This window comes from Brevibacillus parabrevis (genome assembly GCF_003710905.1).
Taxonomy (GTDB): domain Bacteria; phylum Bacillota; class Bacilli; order Brevibacillales; family Brevibacillaceae; genus Brevibacillus; species Brevibacillus parabrevis.
On sequence record NZ_RHHV01000010.1, the window covers coordinates 447,819 to 467,588 of the forward strand.

The 19,770-nt window shown below is 52.5% G+C and carries 19 protein-coding genes; 15 read left to right on the forward strand and 4 right to left on the reverse strand.

Translation table 11 applies throughout. The features are described 5' to 3' along the window. The first annotated feature begins 334 nt into the window (after positions 1-334). From speB to EDM60_RS14940, 5 genes are all read left to right on the forward strand, one after another. Positions 335-1,279, forward strand: coding sequence for an agmatinase (gene speB / locus EDM60_RS14920; RefSeq protein ID WP_122964676.1), 945 nt, complete (start codon positions 335-337; stop codon positions 1,277-1,279). Between the two features lie 159 nt (positions 1,280-1,438). Continuing rightward, positions 1,439-2,911 carry an aldehyde dehydrogenase family protein gene (locus EDM60_RS14925; protein WP_122964677.1) on the forward strand — a complete coding sequence of 491 codons (1,473 nt, stop codon included), beginning with the start codon at positions 1,439-1,441 and terminating at the stop codon, positions 2,909-2,911. A 25-nt stretch (positions 2,912-2,936) separates the two neighbouring features. Beyond that, on the forward strand, positions 2,937-4,325 hold the full coding sequence (locus EDM60_RS14930; RefSeq protein WP_122964678.1) for a putrescine aminotransferase: 1,389 nt from the start codon (positions 2,937-2,939) through the stop codon (positions 4,323-4,325). Positions 4,326-4,435: 110 nt separating this feature from the next. After that, positions 4,436-6,574, forward strand: a complete 2,139-nt coding sequence (locus tag EDM60_RS14935; RefSeq protein ID WP_122964679.1) for a sigma 54-interacting transcriptional regulator — start codon at positions 4,436-4,438, stop codon at positions 6,572-6,574. Continuing rightward, positions 6,558-6,794, forward strand: coding sequence for a hypothetical protein (locus EDM60_RS14940; RefSeq protein ID WP_122964680.1), 237 nt, complete (start codon positions 6,558-6,560; stop codon positions 6,792-6,794). Before EDM60_RS14935 ends, EDM60_RS14940 begins: the two co-directional genes overlap by 17 nt. A gap of 47 nt (positions 6,795-6,841) precedes the next feature. On the opposite strand, the gene deoD is transcribed toward EDM60_RS14940, so the two are convergent. Together deoD and EDM60_RS14950 are read right to left on the reverse strand one after the other, a co-directional pair. Further along, positions 6,842-7,552 carry a purine-nucleoside phosphorylase gene (deoD, locus tag EDM60_RS14945; protein WP_122964681.1) on the reverse strand — a complete coding sequence of 237 codons (711 nt, stop codon included), beginning with the start codon at positions 7,550-7,552 and terminating at the stop codon, positions 6,842-6,844. 85 nt (positions 7,553-7,637) lie between these two features. After that, a complete protein-coding gene (locus tag EDM60_RS14950) occupies positions 7,638-8,810 on the reverse strand; it encodes an MFS transporter (RefSeq protein WP_122964682.1) in 1,173 nt (390 codons plus the stop codon). Positions 8,811-8,993: 183 nt separating this feature from the next. Here EDM60_RS14950 and EDM60_RS14955 point away from each other — a divergent pair, with 183 nt between their 5' ends. From EDM60_RS14955 to EDM60_RS14965, 3 genes are all read left to right on the forward strand, one after another. Next, on the forward strand, positions 8,994-9,668 hold the full coding sequence (locus EDM60_RS14955) for a tetratricopeptide repeat protein (RefSeq protein ID WP_122964683.1): 675 nt from the start codon (positions 8,994-8,996) through the stop codon (positions 9,666-9,668). Between the two features lie 153 nt (positions 9,669-9,821). After that, a complete protein-coding gene (locus EDM60_RS14960; RefSeq protein WP_122964684.1) occupies positions 9,822-10,541 on the forward strand; it encodes a 3'-5' exonuclease in 720 nt (239 codons plus the stop codon). A gap of 35 nt (positions 10,542-10,576) precedes the next feature. Further along, complete coding sequence (locus EDM60_RS14965) at positions 10,577-11,443, forward strand: GNAT family N-acetyltransferase (protein ID WP_122964685.1); 867 nt, start codon at positions 10,577-10,579, stop codon at positions 11,441-11,443. A 75-nt stretch (positions 11,444-11,518) separates the two neighbouring features. On the opposite strand, the gene EDM60_RS14970 is transcribed toward EDM60_RS14965, so the two are convergent. Next, the gene (locus EDM60_RS14970; protein ID WP_122964686.1) at positions 11,519-12,487 is read right to left on the reverse strand and encodes an MraY family glycosyltransferase; all 969 of its coding nucleotides are present in this window, start codon (positions 12,485-12,487) and stop codon (positions 11,519-11,521) included. A gap of 158 nt (positions 12,488-12,645) precedes the next feature. On the opposite strand from EDM60_RS14970, the gene EDM60_RS14975 reads away from it, so the two are divergent. The 5 genes from EDM60_RS14975 (at position 12,646) to EDM60_RS14995 (ending at position 15,784) form a co-directional block, all read left to right on the forward strand. Continuing rightward, a complete protein-coding gene (locus EDM60_RS14975) occupies positions 12,646-13,038 on the forward strand; it encodes a hypothetical protein (protein WP_122964687.1) in 393 nt (130 codons plus the stop codon). 134 nt (positions 13,039-13,172) lie between these two features. Beyond that, entirely contained in the window at positions 13,173-13,688 is a 516-nt protein-coding gene (locus EDM60_RS14980) for a GNAT family N-acetyltransferase (protein WP_122964688.1), read from the forward strand. Positions 13,689-13,809: 121 nt separating this feature from the next. Next, on the forward strand, positions 13,810-14,400 hold the full coding sequence (locus EDM60_RS14985; protein WP_122964689.1) for a TetR/AcrR family transcriptional regulator: 591 nt from the start codon (positions 13,810-13,812) through the stop codon (positions 14,398-14,400). A 17-nt stretch (positions 14,401-14,417) separates the two neighbouring features. Continuing rightward, a complete protein-coding gene (locus EDM60_RS14990; RefSeq protein ID WP_063230009.1) occupies positions 14,418-15,110 on the forward strand; it encodes a DUF2306 domain-containing protein in 693 nt (230 codons plus the stop codon). 137 nt (positions 15,111-15,247) lie between these two features. Further along, complete coding sequence (locus tag EDM60_RS14995) at positions 15,248-15,784, forward strand: hypothetical protein (protein ID WP_063230010.1); 537 nt, start codon at positions 15,248-15,250, stop codon at positions 15,782-15,784. Positions 15,785-16,871: 1,087 nt separating this feature from the next. Here EDM60_RS14995 and EDM60_RS28655 read toward each other — a convergent pair. Further along, positions 16,872-17,009 (reverse strand): hypothetical protein, encoded by a 138-nt coding sequence (locus EDM60_RS28655; protein ID WP_167470307.1) that lies wholly within the window; start codon positions 17,007-17,009, stop codon positions 16,872-16,874. 83 nt (positions 17,010-17,092) lie between these two features. Here EDM60_RS28655 and EDM60_RS15000 point away from each other — a divergent pair, with 83 nt between their 5' ends. Next, entirely contained in the window at positions 17,093-18,538 is a 1,446-nt protein-coding gene (locus EDM60_RS15000) for a YfcC family protein (protein WP_122964690.1), read from the forward strand. A gap of 15 nt (positions 18,539-18,553) precedes the next feature. Continuing rightward, positions 18,554-19,705 carry a M20 metallopeptidase family protein gene (locus EDM60_RS15005; RefSeq protein WP_122964691.1) on the forward strand — a complete coding sequence of 384 codons (1,152 nt, stop codon included), beginning with the start codon at positions 18,554-18,556 and terminating at the stop codon, positions 19,703-19,705. The last annotated feature ends 65 nt before the right edge of the window (positions 19,706-19,770 follow it).

Below are 19,770 nucleotides of genomic sequence, written 5' to 3' on the forward strand. Positions count from 1 at the left end.
ACGCATAGATTATGCAAAACCGCATAAGCCGCCCCCCTTGCTGCAAGTGTTCGCTGGAAAAGTAAATTGGCATAATATTTGCAATAATTATTCCGCGAACAAGCAAGGAAGGAAACAAGGAGTGGTTACGAGCGATGCGAAACAAGCTTTTCCTCATTGCCGTCCTGCTGTCGATGATTCTTTTGCCGCTTCGCCATTACATGGCAAACGAATACAGGCAGCGTTGGACAGGAGCAGAGGGATAGACACCAGATAGCCAAACCAAAAGTCCAACGCTGTAGAACAAAATGCAGCCGTCTCCTACACACTATCTACAAACGGAGGACTTCAACCTATGCAATATCCACTTTCCCCAGACGTAAAACCGGAGTTTTGCACGACAGGCACGTTCATGCGGTTACCGTCGGCAAGAGAAAATGCCAAAGTAGCGATTATCGGACAGCCGTTCGACACGGCCGCTTCGTTTCGCGTAGGGGCGCGGTTTGCTCCGCAAGCGATTCGCCAGGCTTCCATGACGCTGTTTCCGTATCATCCGACGCACAAAGTATACCCGTTCGAGGATACGCAAGCGATTGATGTCGGAGATGTTTCGGTCATTCCGCACAACATCCACCGCAGCTATGAGCTGATGGAAGAAGCCATGCTCGACCTGATGAAAAAAGACATCGTGCCGATTGGGCTGGGCGGCGATCATTCGATTACATTAGCGTCCTTGCGCGCCGCCAAAAAAGTATACGGGCAGGTAGCGATGATCCAGTTTGATTCGCATACAGACACGTGGGACACGTACTACGACGAAAAATATTGGCACGGTTCCCCGTTCATCCGGGCGCACGAGGAAGGACTTTTGCAGCCGGACAAAGTGTTTCAGGTCGGGATTCGCGGGACGCTGAACCATCCGGGCGACATCGAGGCCAGCTACGAGCTGGGGTACAACGTGATCACGACACAAGAGCTGCGCAGCCGCGGATTTGCGGATGTCATTGCGCAAATCAAAGCGCAGATTGGAGAAACTCCTTGCTTCCTCACTTTTGACATCGACTTTATCGATCCCGCCTTCGCACCCGGCACCGGAACGCTTGAGGTAGGCGGCTTCACCAGTCACGAGGCGCTGCAAATCATACGCTCCCTGACAGGCCTGAACTACATCGGGTTTGACCTCGTGGAAGTGTTGCCTCCGTACGATCCGACGCAAATTACTTCGCTGTTGGCAGCGACATTGATTCACGACTTTGCCGCCCTGGTTGCCCTCCGGCAAAATCAGCTGGCGAGCCAATAAGAAATCTATTCATTTTTGCATAATCGATGATTTTTTGCATAAATCAGTCGTACAAGTGCCCAGGCTTACACCAATGGTAGTCGTGCTTCCCGGATTGGCACGGGAGTTGCTTTAAGGAATGACTGAGAAGGGACACAGCGGAAGGAGAGGATGGATTGCATGATAAACCTGAAGATGTACATCAACGGGGAATGGGTGGATGCGCAAAGCAAGAAGACCCGCGAAATCTTGAATCCCGCTACAGGGGAAGTGATTGCGCTCTCGGCAGAAGGGGATGTGGAAGACGCCCGCCATGCCATTCAGATCGCCCGCGATGCGTTCGATAGCGGCATCTGGTCGGAACTTCCGGCAGCGGAGCGCGCCCGCTACTTGCTGGCGATTGCCGACAAGCTGGAGGAGCAGGCGGAAGAAATCGGCAGGCTGGAGACGCTGGACAATGGAAAGCCATTGCGCGAGACAGCTTTTGACGTCGCGGATGCGGCTGCTTGCTTCCGCTACTACGCGGGGCTGGCTACCAAGCCGGACGGACAGACGTATCACGTGGCAGACCCGGTGCAAGCCATGGTCGTGCGCGAGCCTGTCGGTGTGTGCGGCCTGATCGTGCCGTGGAACTATCCGCTGCTCATGGGTGTGTGGAAAATTGCGCCTGCGCTCGCCGCCGGGAATACGATCGTGTTCAAGCCGTCAGAGGTCACTCCGGTTACCGCCCAAAAGCTGTTTGAAATCATCGAGGAAGTCGGCATTCCCAAAGGCGTAGCCAACATGGTGCTCGGAGCGGGAGCAACGGTCGGAAACGAGCTTGCCGAGAGCCATCTGGTCGACAAAATTTCTTTTACAGGCGGTACGGCCACCGGGCGCAGCATCATGCGGGCTGCTGTCGGCAACATCAAAAAAATCTCCCTCGAACTGGGCGGCAAATCGCCGAACATCGTTTTCGCAGATGCAGACTTCGATACGGCTGTTGATTACGCGCTATTCGGAATTTTCGCGAATCAAGGGCAGGTTTGCTCGGCGGGATCACGGCTGCTGCTCGAAGATAGCATTCACGACCGCTTCGTCGAGCGACTGGTGGAGCGCGCCCAAAAAATACGCGTAGGCCATGGCGACGATCCTGCTACGGAGATGGGTCCGGTCGTCAGCCAGGCTCACATGGAAAAAATTCTCCATTACATCGAGCTGGGCAAAGCAGAAGGGGCGCGTCTCTTGTGCGGAGGAAACCGCCTGACGACAAACGGTCTGGAAAAAGGCTATTTCATCGAGCCGACGATTTTCACCGATACGACCCCATCTATGAAAATTGTTCAGGAAGAAATTTTCGGGCCAGTGCTGGCGATTCAACGCTTTAAAGACGAGGCAGATGCCGTGCGTCTCGCCAACGATACCGTGTACGGACTGGCGGGCGGCGTGTTCACCCAGGATGGCGCCAAAGCGATGCGCGTCATCAAAAAGCTGCGCGCCGGAATTACGTGGATCAACTGTTACCATCCGACCTACAACGAAGCGCCTTGGGGCGGCTACAAGCAAAGCGGCATCGGCCGCGGCCTGGGCACGTTTGGCTTCGAGGAGTACACGGAAGTGAAGCAAATCAACATCAACCTGCAAGTTCAGCCAACCGGCTGGTTTGAAAACTAATCCAACCAATCAGGAGGACAGCGAGATGAGCAAAACCGTGGAGAGCAAACAGCAGAACATACAAGTACAAGAACAGTACAAAGACGTCTACGCCTATACGAGCCAGATTCTCGATCTGATCGCCAAAACCGACATTACAAAAGACGAGGCAGAGTGGGTAACGCGCCAGACGGTCGAGAACTTCCGCGACCACGTAAATCCCGGCTTTCTCGGCTACCGCAAGTCGGTTACGAAAGACGGACAGTTCGCCGCCGTGGAATGGAAGGACGCAGGCCCGAACTCCTTTATGGATGTAAACGGAAAAGAATACATCGATTGTCTCGGCGGCTTTGGCATTTACAACGTCGGGCATCGCCATCCAAAAGTAGTAGAGGCCGTCATTAACCAGCTCAACCGTCAACCGCTGCACAGCCAGGATTTGCTCGATCCGCTGCGCGCCATGCTCGCCAAAATTTTGGCTGACGTGACGCCGGGCGAGCTGAAGTACGCCTATTTTGCCAACAGCGGTACGGAGACGGTAGAAGCGGCGATCAAGCTGGCGAAAATGCACACAGGGCGCACTACGTTTATCGCTACGACAAAAGCGTTCCACGGCAAAAGCCTGGGAGCGTTGTCCGCTACGGCCAAAGGCGTATTCCGCAAACCGTTTTTGCCAATGATTCCCGGCTTCCGCCATGTGCATTTTGGCGATATCGACATGCTGCGCAAAACATTTGAGGCGTGCGCGCTCGTCGGGGAAGAAATTGCCGGGGTGATCCTCGAACCGATCCAGGGCGAAGGCGGAGTGAACCTGCCGCCGGAAAACTACTTGAAGCAAGTGCGCGAGCTGTGCGACCAGTACGGTGCCCTGCTCATCTTGGACGAAGTGCAGACGGGAATGGGCCGCACCGGAAAAATGTTTTGCTGCGAGCATTACGATGTGGTGCCGGACATTTTGTGCCTGGCAAAAGCGTTTGGCGGGGGCATCATGCCAGCAGGAGCGGTGGTCGCGACGGAGGAAGTATTCAAAAGCTTTTTCCCGAACCCGTTTGTGCAGACGACGACTTTTGGCGGAAATCCGCTGGCGTGCGCCGCAGCGATTGCGACCTTCAACGTGCTGATCGAGGAAAACTTGCTGGACCGCTGCGTGGAAATGGGCGAGTACATGCTGAAAGGGCTGCGCGCCGCAGCAGCGGCTCACAGTGACAAAGTGCAGGAAGTGCGCGGCAAAGGGCTGCTGATCGGAATCGAGTTCCATAACGACGAGATTGGTTACGAGGTGTCCAAAGGCTTGTTTGACAACGGCGTTCTGGTAGCCGGAACGCTGATCAATGCCAAGACGATCCGCATCGAACCGCCCCTCACGATTACGTACGAAGAAGCAGACAAAGTCATCGAGACTTTCCAAAAAGTGCTGCCGCAAGTCCAAATCTAACCGATAGACAGGAAAAGAAGACTGCCCACCCCAGTCTTCTTTTCCCTTTCTTCTCCATGGGAGCCCTGAGTATAATAGTAGTCACATGCCAAGCTATATTGGGAGGACCTATGGTTTCCAATTGTTTTGTACGAAAAACGTATCCAGTATCGTTTGAATCTTCTGCGAATGAAGTGTGGGACATCATGACTCGGTTCAACGAGCGTTATGTGTTTGTTACCGATCCCAAAAGCGAAAACAAGTATGTTGCTTATATACGAAATACGGATATGCTGCCGCTCTTGACCGAGCCGGGCTGGATGGACAAGCCCGTTCGGGAGCTTCCGTACCAGACCAACCTCGCCTATTATCAGCAAGGAATCAGCATACCCGACTACTTCAAGGTGTTTGGGGAGGAAGTCGTGGTCGTCCGCGACCCGGCGGGGCAAGACGAAGGCTATTTGCGCCGCGAGGATGTCTTGTACTACATTTTGACCAATCAGTCCGGCCACCCGGATTGGATGCGATCTTTGCTCAACTCGATTCCGATGGGCATTTTGATCGTGGACAAAAAGGGGCAGATCGAAAACTTCAGCTCCGAAGTGTTGCGGATGGTTCGCGTAACGCCAGAAGAGTTGCGACAGCAACGGGTAGGCGAATTGCTGGACCCGGGCGTTTTTCAGCGAGTGATTGAAAACGGGGAAAAGGTGCTCAATTACATCATCGTCAACGAACGAATCGGCGTGCTCGCCGACTTTTGCCCGATCCACAGCCACGATGGCACGGTGACCGGAGCGACGATCGTCCTGCAAGATTTGCCTTTTATCGAGCGAATGGCGATGGAAATGGAGTACGTCAAAAACCTCAACACCGACTTGCAAGGGATTCTCTCCTCGATCTACGACGAAATTCTCGTCCTCGATGAAAAAGGCGTGCTGCTGCGCTACAGCGGCAACCTGATCGAAGACTTTTGGGAAATCAACAAGGAGCAGCTGCTCGGCATCAATCTGATGGAGCTGGAACAGGAGGGCTTGTTTTTCTCGGCGATTGTCCGCATGGTGATGGAGCGCAAGCGCAAGGTGTCTGTCACACAGGAAAGCCGCTCGGGCAAAAACGTGCTGGCTGTCGGCAACCCGATTTTCGCTGACAACGGAAAGCTGGAGCGGATCGTCATCGCTTTGCGCGACGTGACGGAGACAGTCATGTTGAAGGAAGAGCTGCTGCAAGTCAAAAAAATATCGGAAAAGTACAAAAAAGAGCTGGAGCATTTGCGCGACCAGAAGCAGTACGCGAAAAACCGCCAGCTGATCTACGCCAGCGAACCGATGGAAAAAGTGATGAAATACATCCACAAGATCGCCAACACGTCCTCTACGGTGCTGCTCACCGGGGAATCAGGCGTCGGCAAAGAAGTGTTTGCCCGCACGATTTACGAGCTGGGACCGCGCTACAGCCAACCGTTCGTCAAAGTCAACTGCGGGGCAATCCCGGAGACGCTGTTGGAAAGTGAGTTGTTCGGCTACGAAAAGGGCGCATTCACAGGTGCAAACTCGAACGGGAAGCCGGGGTACTTCCGGATGGCGCACAAAGGCGTGCTGTTCCTCGACGAGATCGGCGAAATGCCGCTGAATTTGCAGGTCAAGCTGCTGCGCGTGCTCCAGGAGCGGGAAATTATTCCCGTAGGCGGCTCCGAGATCGTCGAGGTCGACGTGCAAATCATTGCCGCGACCAACAAAAATCTCGAAAAAATGGTCGAGGAAGGCACGTTCCGCGAAGACTTGTACTATCGGCTGAACGTCATCCCTGTCGTCATTCCGCCGCTGCGGGATCGACCGGAAGACATCCCGCTGATCAGTTTGCACTTTTTGCAGACGTTCAATGAAAAATACGCGCGCTCCACGCAATTGTCCCAGGACGCTCTCGACTTGCTCGAATCGTATTCCTGGCCGGGCAACGTGCGCGAACTGCAAAACATCATCGAACGGATTGTGGTCACCGCAGACGAGGATTTGATTGAGGCGCACCATATCACACCGCTTTTGAAAACGAAAAAGAAGCAGTATTTGCGCCAGCGTCTGACCAAAATCATGCCGTTGAAGGAAGCGACGAGAGCGATGGAGGAGCAGCTGATCAAGATGGCGATGGATGAGTTCAAGACGACCTCCATGGCTGCCAAAGTGCTTGGCGTCAGCCAGTCCACGATCAGTCGCAAGTATCAGGAAATCCAAGAAAAGATAAGTCGAGGTGAGCCGATTGGGTTTAAAGTATGACGTGGTATCGCCGTTTGCCGGAACCATTGAGCGAATCTTTTTTCGATTGAGCGATTCGGTGCAGGAGGGGGAATTGCTGTTCACATTGGCAGAGGGGAGCAGGCGAATGGACATTCTCTCTCCGGTCACGGGCAGCGTAGAGGCGATTGAAGTCGAGAGCGGGGAGCCAGTCATTGCGGGGATGATTTTGGCTTCGATCGTGCTGCGTCAAGAAGGATAAATAGAAAAAAGGGATTAGCCGAAGCGGGCCGATCCCTTTTTGTATGTTTACGATTCGCTTGCGATCGCTTCCAGTGCCATGACGATCATGTCGTTGAACGTCGTTTGCCGTTCTTCGGCAGTCGTTTCCTCGCCAGTGAAAATGTGATCGCTGACGGTCAGGATCGACAGGCCGTTGACGCCGTATTTCGAAGCGAGCGTATAAAGCGCGGTCGTTTCCATTTCCACAGCCAGCACGCCGTAATCGCCGAGCTTTTTCACCGGCTCCATGCTTTCCCGATAAAACACGTCGGCTGTCAGCACGTTGCCGACCCGTACAGACAACCCTTTGGCGACTCCGGCATCGTACGCCTTTTTCAGCAAGTCGAAGTTGGCGCATGGCGCGTAGTCAAAACCAGGGAACGTCAGGCGATTCATGTTCGAATCGGTGCACGCTGTCATGGCGATGATCACGTCACGGACGTTGACATCTTTCTGAATGCCGCCGCATGTGCCGACGCGAATCAAATTTTTCACGCCGTAATCGCGGATCAGTTCGTTGACGTAAATCGAAATCGACGGGACGCCCATGCCTGTGCCTTGGACAGATACTCGTTTTCCGCGGTACGTGCCAGTAAAGCCGAGCATGCCGCGAACTTGATTGTAGCAGGTCACATCGCCGAGAAACGTTTCCGCGATGTATTTGGCGCGCAGCGGATCGCCTGGCAACAGGATGCTTTCTGCGATTTCACCTGGTTTGGCTTGAATATGTGTGCTCATGATAAGGCCGTTGTGTGGGCGAGCGAGAGCATGGACTACTTTCGTTCTCGTTCCTCACACAGCGGCGTTCACCTCCTTGAATGGGTTAAACGGGAATAGATTGACCGAGCCTTTTGGCGGAAGCAGGTCTTGTGACGGAAAAAACAGCGCAGACAAAGGCCAGAAGCACGAAGATGCCGCCTACCCAAGCCGTGTCCACGACGGAGTAATGCTCAATCACGAAGCCGCCGACAGCCGAGCCGAGCGCGATGCCGATGTGCAGGGCGGAAGTGTTCAGGCTTTGCTGGATTTCGTACGACTCCGGCGCGGTTTCGATCAGGTAGTTTTGCTGGGCTGGTGTAATCGCCCAGCTCAGCATGCTCCAGGCAATCATCACGACCAGGAACAGGTAGAGCGAAAACGTGACGGCCGGAATGAGAAACATCACGATGGCAAACGAAGCGATGATGACGAGAATGCTTTTCGTCGAGCCAAGCTTGTCTGCTGCCCAGCCGCCAATCCCGCCGCCGAATACGGCTGAGATGCCGAAAATGAAGTAGACGATGCTCACCCAGCCCGAGGAAAGCTGCAAAGCCGTTTTTAAAAACGGAGTGAAGTAAGCGTACAGGGTCAAATGCCCGGTCAGCATCAAGACGGATGTCAGTTGAGCGCTGATGATCTTCGGTCTTTTCAGCGTCGCGAGCTGTTCTTTCAGCGGAATCGTGGGTCTTGCCGGAATTTTGGGCAAAAAGGCGTAAATGCCGACGATGGCAGCGAGCGTCAAAACCGAGATGAGCAGGAACGGAGCGCGCCAGCCAAACGAATTGCCGATGACAAGACCAAGCGGAACTCCGAGGACGAGCGAGCCGCTGACTCCCATGAAAATGACGCCGATCGCTCTGGCCCGGTACGCTTCTTTGACAATGGAAGAAGCGATGGTGATGGACAGGACGATGATCAACGAGCCGCTCGCTGCGGAAAAAATCCGCCCAAGCATCAAAACGAAATAAGTAGGACTGAGGAAAGAGATCACGTTGCCGAGCAAAAACACAACTAGCGCCCAGACGTACAAAGACTTCCGCTCGGCTTTCGCCGTCACGGTCAAAAGAATCGGAGCAGATAGCGCGAAAATAATGGAAAACATCGTAATCAGCCAGCCGGCTGTGCTGATGGAGACTTGCAAATCCTCCGCGATGATGTCCAAAATGCCGCCAATGATCAACTCTACCGTACCGACAACAAAGGCAGCGATGGCCAGAATGTATACTTTCATGTTCACGGTGACGAGCAAACCTCCTTTTGGATAAAAGAATGAAGTTACCACAGATATAGTAACCTATAATTTTCGCGATAACAACCCCTTGTAGTAGTAACCTTTTTGTCCCTGTAACAATATTTGACAATAGACTTGCTAGACTCATATAGTAAAAAAGGAAAAAAATAGAGGATTGAGGGGAAGCTTTTGGGGAAATTGTTCTTGTTCTCATTTTTATGGTGGCTGACAGGTAATCCGTTTATCGCGCTGCTCGTCATTTTGCTCGTCCTGTACTTTCTCGATTTGCGCTTTGTCCGGCTGCTGCCTGACATCACGAAGCCGTATCGGCGCTGGAGGCGACTGTCCGCCCTGAACAGCCAGCTTAGGCTAAATCCGCACGATACGCCTGCCAAGCTTGAGGCTGCCCGGCTGCTCATGGAAAAACGGCAGTACACAGAAGCTTTGACCTATCTGGACGGTATTTCTATCGCGATGCAAGATTCGGCTGAATATTTGTGCGACAAAGGAATTTGCTTGCTCAAGGTCGGACGGATGGAAGAAGGACTGGAGCTGATCGGCAAGGCTTTGCAACTGAATCCGCGCGTCCGGTACGGAGAGCCATACCTCATCGTCGGGGAAGAATATGCGAAGCGCAAACAACAGGAAAAAGCGCTGGAATATTTGGGCGAGCTGGCGAAGATGAACATGTCATCGTGCGAGGTATACTTCAAACTTGGCGTGGTGTACGGCGAATTGCAGCAAAAAGACAAGGCGAAAGCGTCCTTTCAGGAAGCTGTAGAAGTCTACCGGGGGCTGCCCTCCTACAAGCGCCGGACGGAAAGACGCTGGGCGTTCCTGGCCTGGCTGCGAAAAACGATCTGATGGTTGCCATTTCCGGCAGCCATTTTTCTTTGTGGTCAGTCACCGCTTCGAGACCATTCCTCCATAAAAAAAGCAAATCTTTTGCCGATGTTTTTGCAATCCATACCCATAAGCGTTCATAATAGAAGCAATACATTCAGGATGTGATCACGCTTGCAAATCATTGTATATGACCTGGAAACGACACTGACTCATCAAAAAGACAAGATTCCGGAAATCATCGAGATCGGAGCGGCAAAAATTGTTCCCGGACCAAACGGCGTGGAGGTAGACACCTTCCAGAGCTATACGTTTCCGGCCATCGAGCGCAGAATTTCGGAGCGCACCCGCAAGTTCGTCGGTTTGGACAAGGAAAACATGCCGACGTTTATTCCGTTTCGCAAAGGCTTCCATTCCTTTTTGGAGTGGATTGGAACCGATTCGGACTACTACCTGTGCTCGTGGGGCCAGGATGACAAGCGGCTGATGATCGAGCATTGCGCCCGCTTTGGGCTGGATTTCAGCTGGATGCGCAATTACAACGATATTCAGCCCGCGATCAGCATGCTGCTCGCCGACCGCAAGCAGATGAGTCTCAAGGATGCGATCGATTGTGCCGGAATTGTCCAGGAAGGAAGGCTGCATTCCGCGCTGGTTGATGCGATACATACAGCTCACCTGTTGATCAAGTACAACAAGACGGTTCACCTGTCGCAAAACACGCCCGAAGAGAACTATAATTTGTCCAGCCCGCTGTACATGACGTGCCGCTCCTGCAAAAAGCAGAAATACTACACGGCTTTCGGCAGGAAAAGCAGAAGGTGCCAGGCATGCTTGCAGCATAAAAAACAGTTGGAGCAAGCAACCGAAACGACGGGGGCACCGAATCACTAGCAAGCAGACTGTGCGCAATAGAGGGAGAAGAGAACATGATTCGAGACATGCACGATGGCGACATGAAAGCGGTTGTGGCGATGCTGCAACGCGGGGTGCAATGGCGCGCGCTGGAGATTGCCGCGATTTTGAAGTCCGCTACCGTGTTCCTGTACGAACAGCAAGGGGAGATTGTTGCCTGCGGCATGTATGATGTCACTTCCTTTGGTGAAGAAGGAACGGCTGAAATTTATGTCTATACGCGCCCTGAGTGGCGAAACCAAGGGATCGGTTCCAGTCTGTTCGACCAGCTTTTTCGGCAGTTGGAACAGCAGGAGAAAAGGATGACGGCTGTAGCCGCTACTTATCGTGTCGACGAAGGGGAAGCGGAAGCGTTTTTTGCCGGGAGAGGCTTTGTGCCTTTGTGGGGACAGCATCTGATGCAATACAGCGGCGGCATGCTCGCTGAGCCGACGCTTGCGATCAAGCCTTTTGCCGAGGGTGATCTGGAGCGCTACATCCAGTCCCAGAGTGATGCCTACTACGAAGTGCGCAAAGGCATCGACCTGAAGCCGTACCGCTTGACAGATTGCTCCGAGCAAACGATGGAGTCGTGGAAAAAGTGGCTGCTGACGGAGATGAAAGACGATATTCACATGTTTTATGACGAAGCGGGAGCGTTCGTCGGTTCGCTGATCGTCACCCCGCACGGCGAGGCTTACGATGTGTTTGTCGATCCGCTGCATCAAGGAAAAGGCTACGGCAAACAGCTTGCCGCATTTTTTGTAAACCGGACGCTGGAAAGAGGATTGCAGCCGTATTTGCTGACCGGAACGCACAACAAGCCGGCGATTGCCTTGTATGAACGGACAGGCTTTCAGACTTGCCAGACGATGCTGACGGCAAGACGTCCGTTGTCCTGAAACCATTTTTGCCAATAAAAAAGCCGCACGGTCACGATTGATAGCGACCGGAGCGGCATTTTTTATGCGCTTGCGTTAGACTCCAAGCAACAGCAAGATGATCGAGGTGAGCGAGAAACAGACGCTGATCAGGCAAAGGAAAGCCACGACCTGCTTCGGATTGAGTCCCGTACGCAACAGGCGGTAATGAACCTGGCTCGCATCAGCCTGGTAGATCGGCTTGCCTTGCATGAAGCGTTTCATCACGACAAACAAATTGTCGAAGATCGGGACGCCCAGCGCCAAAATCGGGATGAACAAGGACAGGACGGTTGCCTGCTTGAACGCTCCATCCAGCGCAATCACGGCGAGGATGAACCCGAGAAAAGTCGCCCCTGCATCCCCCATGAAAATTTTCGCGGGCGGCTTGTTGTAGCGAAGGTAGGCGAGAGCGACTCCGACCAGGCTGATCGCCATGATTGCGGAAGTGTTCTGGCCTTTGACGAGAGCCACAACAAACAGGGTGCCGGCAGAAATGGCGGAAAGTCCTCCTGCGAGGCCGTCCATTCCGTCCGAAAAGTTGATGACAGTAGTTACTCCGAATATCCAGAGGATCGTGAGAACGAATTGAAGCCATTCCGGCAACAAAATGTACTCGCCGCTAAGCGGATTGTAGAACCCGGAGAAGGTGATCCCCGACATGTACACAATCACAGCGGCCGACAGTTGGACGATCAGTTTGGGCAGGGCTGAGAAATCTTTGCCCTGGGTTTTGTACCAATCGTCGATGGTGCCGATGGTAAGAAGGAGCAGCGAGCCGATCAATACGGCGACAGTCTGTTCCGGCGACTCTTTGGAAAACAACAGAAAAGATGCGGCGAACCCGACAAAGATGGCATAGCTGGCCGTGAGCGGAATCGGCTCGCGGTGAATCTTGCGCTCGACGTCTTTCCGGGGCTTGTCCACAAAATCAAGGCGAAATGCCAGTTTGGCCAGCGGTGGAATCAGCACCATGACGATAGCGAACGACAGTACAAACGAAATCGCGTATGTAATCATGACCATCTCCTACGAAAAGACAGCATTTTTTTAGACAAGTCTATTATAGGAAGGATTCCAAATTTTGTCGACTCTTGCTGACGAAGCGTGGGGAGGTACCAAAAAAAGTTGGTACTTATTTCATAGACAACGAAAAAATATAATCCCTTCTAGGAGGGATCAACATGGAATATATGGGCTTATGGTTCATCTTGGGCATCATTTTTATGCTGACGTGGGCGACGAAAAGAATGAATGGCTGGAGCAAGCTCGCTGTGATCGTCTATTACGCGGTTTTGTCATATGTATTTATTGCGCGAAAAGAAGAGATTTACCAGGAGTATCATGCGCTGCCGGTTCCGAAACAGTTTTGGGACACCAATTCGGAATGGGTCGGGTTCATGACGGGCTTTTTCTTTGTTCCTTTCTTGCTGCTGCTGGTGTACAACTACTTCCTTTGGTTCATGGCCGTTTCGGGAACGAAGAAAAAGCTGCTCGTTGCGCTTTCCCTCATCCCGGCAGCTGTTGTGTATATGTGTCTGCTGTTTATCTTTAGCATGTACGGGTATCGTCCGTAGTGAATAACAGTTTTAATGCGTGTTAGATTTTCTTACATAAAATGTGATTTGTTCACTGACTTTTCTCCGTTCGTCCGCTATGATGGAGTGGAGAGGAACCTGCAAGATACCTCATGAAACGGAGGGTTCAAAGCATGACGCCAGGATTGTCGTATCGAGAAGTGATCCAGCCTTCGGAAGCGGAGCTGCGCGAATTGGCCCGGTTGTTGGTGGACGTCGTGGCGGACGGGGCTTCCATCGGGTTTTTGCCGCCTTTGACGGAGGAAGAAGCGTACAAGTATTGGACTTTGGTCCCGCGCGAACAGGTTGTTGTCTGGGTAGCAGAAAAGGAAACGGGCATCGTCGGAACGATCCAGCTTCAGTTGTCGGATCGGCCGAACGGACTGCACCGGGCCGAGATCGTCAAGCTGATGGTGCATCCTTCGGCACAGCGCCAAGGAATTGGCCGCACGCTGATGCTGCTCGCAGAGGCGCGGGCGATGGCGGAGAACCGCAGCCTGCTCGTATTGGATACGCGGGCGGGCGATCCGTCGAACCAGTTGTATCAGGCGATGGGCTACAAGGAAGCCGGGCGCATTCCCCAGTATGCAAAATCGGCGGACGGAGAACTGCACGACACGGTGATTTACTATAAACAAATCGGCGAATAGCGAAAGGCCAGGCGGACGACAGGAGTCCGCTTTTCTTGATTCAGTTGACAAACCGACCGGCGGTTTGTATAGTAAAAGAAAGGAAATGGACTTCCATCATTCATGTTCACAGGAGGAGACTATGTCATCGATCCATCAAAATCCGAGCTTTCAATTGCTGCTTACAGCCACGGAGGAATTGATTCTGGAAAAAGGATGCCAGCAAACGACGTTGCAGGACATCATGAAGCGTTCGGGATTGTCCAAAGGAGCTATTTACCATTACGTAAAAAGCAAGGATGAGCTTTTGGGCTTGCTGCTACAGAGGCGATTTGCTGCGATCAGCCAGCGGTTTTACCAGACTGTGAGGGAAGGGGGAGGGGAATTGGCGGAAGCGTTGGGGACTATTTCGCAGAGCTTGAGTCATGTCCACGACCCGCGCGATGTGACGAACCTGATCCTGATTTACTTGCTGAGCAAACGGGAAGATCCAGTCATTGGCGACATGCTTTCCCGACTGCATGCGGAGAGCATACAAACCTCAAAGGAATGGATCGAGGTGGGGCAAAAAGCCGGAGTGATCCCGGAAAGCCTCGATGCCGAGAAGATCGCCATTCTTTTTACGATGATCACGTACGGTATCAGGATGAAGACGCAAATCGCACCGGAAGCCAAAGGATTGTCCGTCGATGAAGTGCATCAAATCATGCATCAAACGCTGACAAAAAACTAGCAGGGGGGAGTTGTGCCATGCTCATTTTTTCGATCTTCAAAGTGCTCCATATCATCGCCGGATTTACCGCTTTGCTTGTGTTCTGGATTCCTGTCGTCACAAAAAAAGGCGGAAAGGCACATGTGCGCTCGGGCTGGGTGTATGTCTGGGCGATGGGAGCGGTAGCGATCTCGGCTTTGGTCATGGGCATTTGGCGAATTGGCTTTGATCCGCAAAAAACAGGAGAGTCGGTTGCTTTTGCCTGGTTCCTCATTTTTATCGCCATACTGAGCTCAGCAACGGCCTGGTACGGGATTCGCGTGCTCCGCTACAAAAATCGCAAGGCTGCGCACCGTCACGCGATCGACTTGCTGTTTCCTGCCCTGCTGCTGCTTTCGGGAGGCGCCATGAGCCTGTATGGAGCGTCCATCGGTTTTACGCTCTTGACCTGGTTTCCGTTCATCGGGATTTTCCTCGGTGCTTCGCAGCTTTGGTACTGGCTGCGCGCGCCGGGGCGCAAGCTTCACTGGTGGTTCGAGCACTTGGGCGGGATGCTCGGCTGCTGTATTGCGACGATTACGGCTTTTACCGTATTTGGCGCACCACGTCTGTTGGGGCTTAGCTCGGTTCACCCGCTTGTCTGGTTCATGCCGACAATCGTACTCGTTCCCTGTATCATCGGTTTTTCGCGCTACTATCAAAAGAAATTCAATCAGTCGAAAAGCGTTTGAGCGGAGCGCATGGCGTGCAACAAAATGCTGTGCGCCTGCTCGCAGCATCAGAAAATTTTGCTGGATAGCGTAACTTTCCATATCTTGGGCCGTCTTTACACTTGTACAGATTTTCCCGTGAGAAAGGAAGGTTGTGAATGGCAAAATTGTCTCTTGCTGCCCTCGTTCCGTTGCGTTCAGATATTGCCCACAAAGTTACGGAGTTGGATCAGGAACGTGAAAATAACGCTTTCTGTGTCTATATAAAAGGCGACAAAGCCGAGGAGCCGTCCCGGTCGTTTACGCTGATCACGGAAGAACTGGAGGAAGCCCGCGAAGACTTTCGCCAGATTGACGAGCTGATTCACGGGGCCAACCTCGCGCATCATATTTTGTGGAACAAGCAGGAGATCAGCTTGTTTACCGCGATGCAAACCGCCAAGCATATGCGCAAGGAAGCGGCTTCGCTCAAAAGATACGGCTCGATGAAAAAAGAAGAGCTGAATACAGGCAGGTTTTACAACGGCGGCGAACAGACCATTACCCGCGCCATGTACGATATCGAAAAAGCGCGCGAGAACGGGTTGCAGCTCGAACGTAAGGTCAAACGTCTGTCCCAGCTGATCGAAGACGAGTGCCACAAAATTTTTCTGGAGTTTCCGCAAGCCGAGAAGTACATTGATTTGGAAGACTAGGCGCATGGTTCATGTGCTTAGCTTAGAAAACGTAGAAAGCTTGGGGCTATGTTTTGTAAGCTGAGTACAGCTCAGCCACAGGAAATCGCGGACAAACGCTTATCTTTGTGCGAGACAAGGACCCCTGTGAGCAGTGCATGCTGCTCATAGAAATGTATGACAGAGCATACCTACAAAAACTATGAGAGACTGAACCAATCGCCAGACGGCTATTCGCCTGCTCGATTACTCGTTCTATACGGCTGGACAACCGCGAACACCGTACTCTCCTTTCTCGTCCCGTTTCCTGTGAATTTTCGCCATGATGAGACCTTCTTGTGTTGTGTGCCAAGGAGGTTTTTTTGCTAGATAAGGAGATTTAACAGGTTTGGCCTGTTGATCGCGGCTGTGGTGGGGGGAGGAAACAGGAGAAACCGCTGTAGGGACGTGGGACTCTCGCGGGGAAGCGTGGACTGCCCGTCTCCGGCGAAAAAGGAAAACCGCGTCAAAAGCAGCGAGATCGAAGAAGCGAACGCACGTTGCCGCTTAAAGGCGTGTTTTCCTTTTTCGCCTGCGCCTCGGTAAGAGTCCCAAAGCCCTTTCGCTTGTTTCTCCTGTTTCCTCGGCCGACGGTAAGCTTTAGTCGGAGATTGTTTTTTGGAGGTTGCTCAAGGGCGGAAAATCCAGAGCAGAAATTGAGTAAGTTTTTTCATGAACGGGTTGCAGGAAGCGACCGTCTTGAAGAAGACTCTTACTCATGTTTCTGTGCTTTTTTGAAACCCTCGATCACCACCGCCTAAAGTATCGGTGACGCAGACTACAAAATGTCAGCCCAAGCAAGCTTTTTGCATTGGCATTTTTCCTTGAAACTCGCGCCGACCACAACCAGCTCCTGACGAGGAAAGAGACGAAATCCGCGAAAGCTCTTTGGGATACCGACCGAGGTTCCGAGGAAAAAGCGAAACACGGTGTTAAGCGTCAACGTGCGTTCGCTTCTCTGAGTCCGCTGCTTTTGACGCGGTTTCGCTTTTTCCCCGGAGCCGTGCAGTCTAGACCCACAGGGGGTATCCCAAGAAGCTACAGCGATTCGTCTCTTTCCTCGCCACATCTAAAGTATCGATGACGTAAACTGCAAAGCGCTACCCAAGCCAGCTTTTATGTACTTGCCTTTGACACTTTCCTTGAAACCCGCTTCAAAAGTACCGATGAAGCAATCTGCAAAGCGCCACCCAAGCACTTCATTCACTCTCGCCCCGTCTCCTTCCATAATGATTTGAAATGCCATACATATGACTTTGTAATTTTTTCATTATTTCAAATGGTGCTACTATGAAAACGAATACACCATGGCAAGAGACAAAGAGAGGGCAAGGGGGGCGAGCTGTCTTGAAGCAAAAAGCGTTAAGCAGATTGACGGAAATCAATGTATTCGTGCTGTTGCTAGGAATTTTGGCTGTCTGTGTTCTTTTTACCTACTTGATCCCCGCAGGCGAATATGCCCGAATCGACGTGAATGGACGCAGCGTCGTTCAGGCGGATTCTTTTCAGTACACCGCATCATCGCCGATTGGCTTCATGGGCTTTTTGAACAGCATTCATACCGGAATGGTTGATTCCGCCAGCATCATGTTTTTCGTGCTGATTATCGGCGGTTCGTACGGCATTCTCAGTGCGACAGGGGCGATGGAGGCGTTCATTTATTCCTTGACGAAAAAGCTTGGCAACAAGGAAAAATGGCTGATCCCATCGATGATGCTGTTTTTTGCCGCAGGTGGCTCGTTGATCGGGATGTTTGAAGAGACGCTGCCGTACATCGCCATTTTGGTTCCGCTCTGTGTGGCGCTCGGATTCGATGCGATGACAGGTGCTGCCATTGTGCTGGTGGGGGCTTCGGTAGGTTTTACTTCCGCTATCATGAATCCGTTTACGATCGGGATCGCGCAAGGAATTGCCGAGCTGCCGCCTTTTTCGGGGATCGGCTTTCGCATCGGAGTGTTTGTGGTCATGTATGTGGTGGCAGTTATTTTTGTCTACCGCCACGCGATGAAAGTGAAAAAGAATCCGGAGCTTGGCATTTACGGTTTCTACAACCGTGAGAGTGTCCGCGACATGTTTGGCGGAAATGTGGTTTTTGAGCAGCGCCACAAGCTGATCCTGGCTTGCTTTTTGCTCAATCTCGTCACGATTGCCGTAGGCGTGATCGAGTTTGGCTGGTACATCACGGAAATTGCCGGCTTGTTCATCCTGCTCGGGGTCATCGTCGGATTGATTGGCCGTCTGAGCGCCAATGAAATGGTGGACGCTTTCATGAAAGGTGCATCGTCCTTGCTCGCGGGGGCGATGATTATCGGCGTGGCGAGAGCGATTGTCGTCGTGCTGAACGACGGGCAGATCATGGACACGATCCTGTACTATTCGGCAGCGGTCATCCAGGACCTGCCGCCTTCCTTGACAGCTGTTGGTATGCTGGGTTTCCAAACAGTTTTGAGCTTTATTATCCCATCGGGAAGCGGAATGGCTGCTCTCACCATGCCGATCATGACTCCGTTGTCCGAGTTGGTAGGCATCACTCGTCAGACCGCTGTGCTGGCTTTCCAGTTCGGAGACGGCATTTCCAATATCGTGATTCCTGGCATTGCAGTAGCGGGAGTCGGGATGGCGGGCATTTCTTACTTGAGCTGGATCAGATGGCTGTTCCCGCTTTTGCTCATGCAATACGGCATTGCAGTCGTCGCCGTCATATTGGCGCACGCGATTGGCTATGGACCATTTTAAGGAGGAGTGAAACATATGCGGACAATTGTGGAAACAAATCTTACCGAGTGGGCTGTCGCTCACAGACGCCATTTGCATGCTTATCCTGAGCTGTCTGGGGAAGAGTATCAGACTTGCGCCTATATCCGGGGCGTGTTGGAAGAACTGGGCATCGAGATTCTCGATTTTCAGCCGCCGAATCTGGTCGGCTATTTGAAAGGGACAGATGGGCACAAGACGATTGCTCTGCGTGCCGATATTGACGCATTGCCGATTGACGAGGAAGGAGACAAGCCGTATTTGTCGACAGTGCCTGGAGTGGCGCACGTTTGCGGACATGACGGACACACGGCTATTTTGCTTGCTGTAGCAAAGTGGATGGCGGAAAACCGGGACGCGGTCAAGGCGAATATTCTTTTCTTGTTCCAATCGTCAGAGGAGATGTCTCCGAGCGGGGCAAAGGCCTTGGTTGAGCAAGGCGCGATCGAGTCGGCGGATGCCGTATTTGGCCTGCATTTGATGTCAGCTCTGCCAAAAGGGAAGCTCGGTTATTCGCATGGCGCGATGCTCGCTTCCTCCGATGATTTTCGCATCACGATCAAGGGGCAAGGCGGGCACGGCTCATCCCCGCACGAAACAGTCGATCCGACGTATATCGCAGGGCATTTGTTGATTGGTCTGCAATCGATTGTCAGCCGGAAAATCAATCCGGTAGAACCTGCTGTCATTTCAGTCGGACAAGTGACCGCTGGATCGAACTACAACATCATCCCGAATGAAGCGGTGATCACAGGCACGATTCGCACGTTTTCCGAAGAGACGAGGCAGTACATTTTCCGGGAAATGAAAAAGCTGGTAGAAGGAATGTGCCTGACGTTCGGGGGAGCGGGAGAAGTCGACTACATTTTGGGAACACCGCCGCTCATCAATGATAAAAATCTCGGTTTGTTTGCGGAAAAAGTGATTCGCGAAGTGTATGGAGACGAAGTGGCGACGAAAGTAGAGCCAGTTATGGGGGCGGAAGATTTTGCGTTTTACGCGCTGAGCAAGCCGAGTGCGTATTTGCTGGTCGGAATGGGCGGCGCAAAGAGCGCTTTTCCCCATCATCATCCCGAGTTCGACATTGATGAAGAAGAAATCGGGACGGCCATCGACCTGTTCCTGAACTTGGTGAAGCGATTCGCCTGAGGCGACAAAGCACATATGCGGCAAGGCAAGCTATTCTCGTTTGGATAGCTTGCTTTTTTATACAG

Coding starts and splice junctions, on each gene's coding strand:
- EDM60_RS14975 (WP_122964687.1), top strand. CDS start 12,646: ATGGAATATATGGGCTTATGGTTCATCTTGGGCATCATTTTTATGCTG.
- speB (WP_122964676.1), top strand. CDS start 335: ATGCAATATCCACTTTCCCCAGACGTAAAACCGGAGTTTTGCACGACA.
- EDM60_RS14995 (WP_063230010.1), top strand. CDS start 15,248: ATGGCAAAATTGTCTCTTGCTGCCCTCGTTCCGTTGCGTTCAGATATT.
- EDM60_RS14930 (WP_122964678.1), top strand. CDS start 2,937: ATGAGCAAAACCGTGGAGAGCAAACAGCAGAACATACAAGTACAAGAA.
- EDM60_RS14985 (WP_122964689.1), top strand. CDS start 13,810: ATGTCATCGATCCATCAAAATCCGAGCTTTCAATTGCTGCTTACAGCC.
- EDM60_RS14980 (WP_122964688.1), top strand. CDS start 13,173: ATGACGCCAGGATTGTCGTATCGAGAAGTGATCCAGCCTTCGGAAGCG.
- EDM60_RS14965 (WP_122964685.1), top strand. CDS start 10,577: ATGATTCGAGACATGCACGATGGCGACATGAAAGCGGTTGTGGCGATG.
- EDM60_RS14935 (WP_122964679.1), top strand. CDS start 4,436: ATGGTTTCCAATTGTTTTGTACGAAAAACGTATCCAGTATCGTTTGAA.
- EDM60_RS15005 (WP_122964691.1), top strand. CDS start 18,554: ATGCGGACAATTGTGGAAACAAATCTTACCGAGTGGGCTGTCGCTCAC.
- EDM60_RS14990 (WP_063230009.1), top strand. CDS start 14,418: ATGCTCATTTTTTCGATCTTCAAAGTGCTCCATATCATCGCCGGATTT.
- EDM60_RS15000 (WP_122964690.1), top strand. CDS start 17,093: ATGAAAACGAATACACCATGGCAAGAGACAAAGAGAGGGCAAGGGGGG.
- deoD (WP_122964681.1), bottom strand. CDS start 7,552: ATGAGCACACATATTCAAGCCAAACCAGGTGAAATCGCAGAAAGCATC.
- EDM60_RS14925 (WP_122964677.1), top strand. CDS start 1,439: ATGATAAACCTGAAGATGTACATCAACGGGGAATGGGTGGATGCGCAA.
- EDM60_RS14970 (WP_122964686.1), bottom strand. CDS start 12,487: ATGGTCATGATTACATACGCGATTTCGTTTGTACTGTCGTTCGCTATC.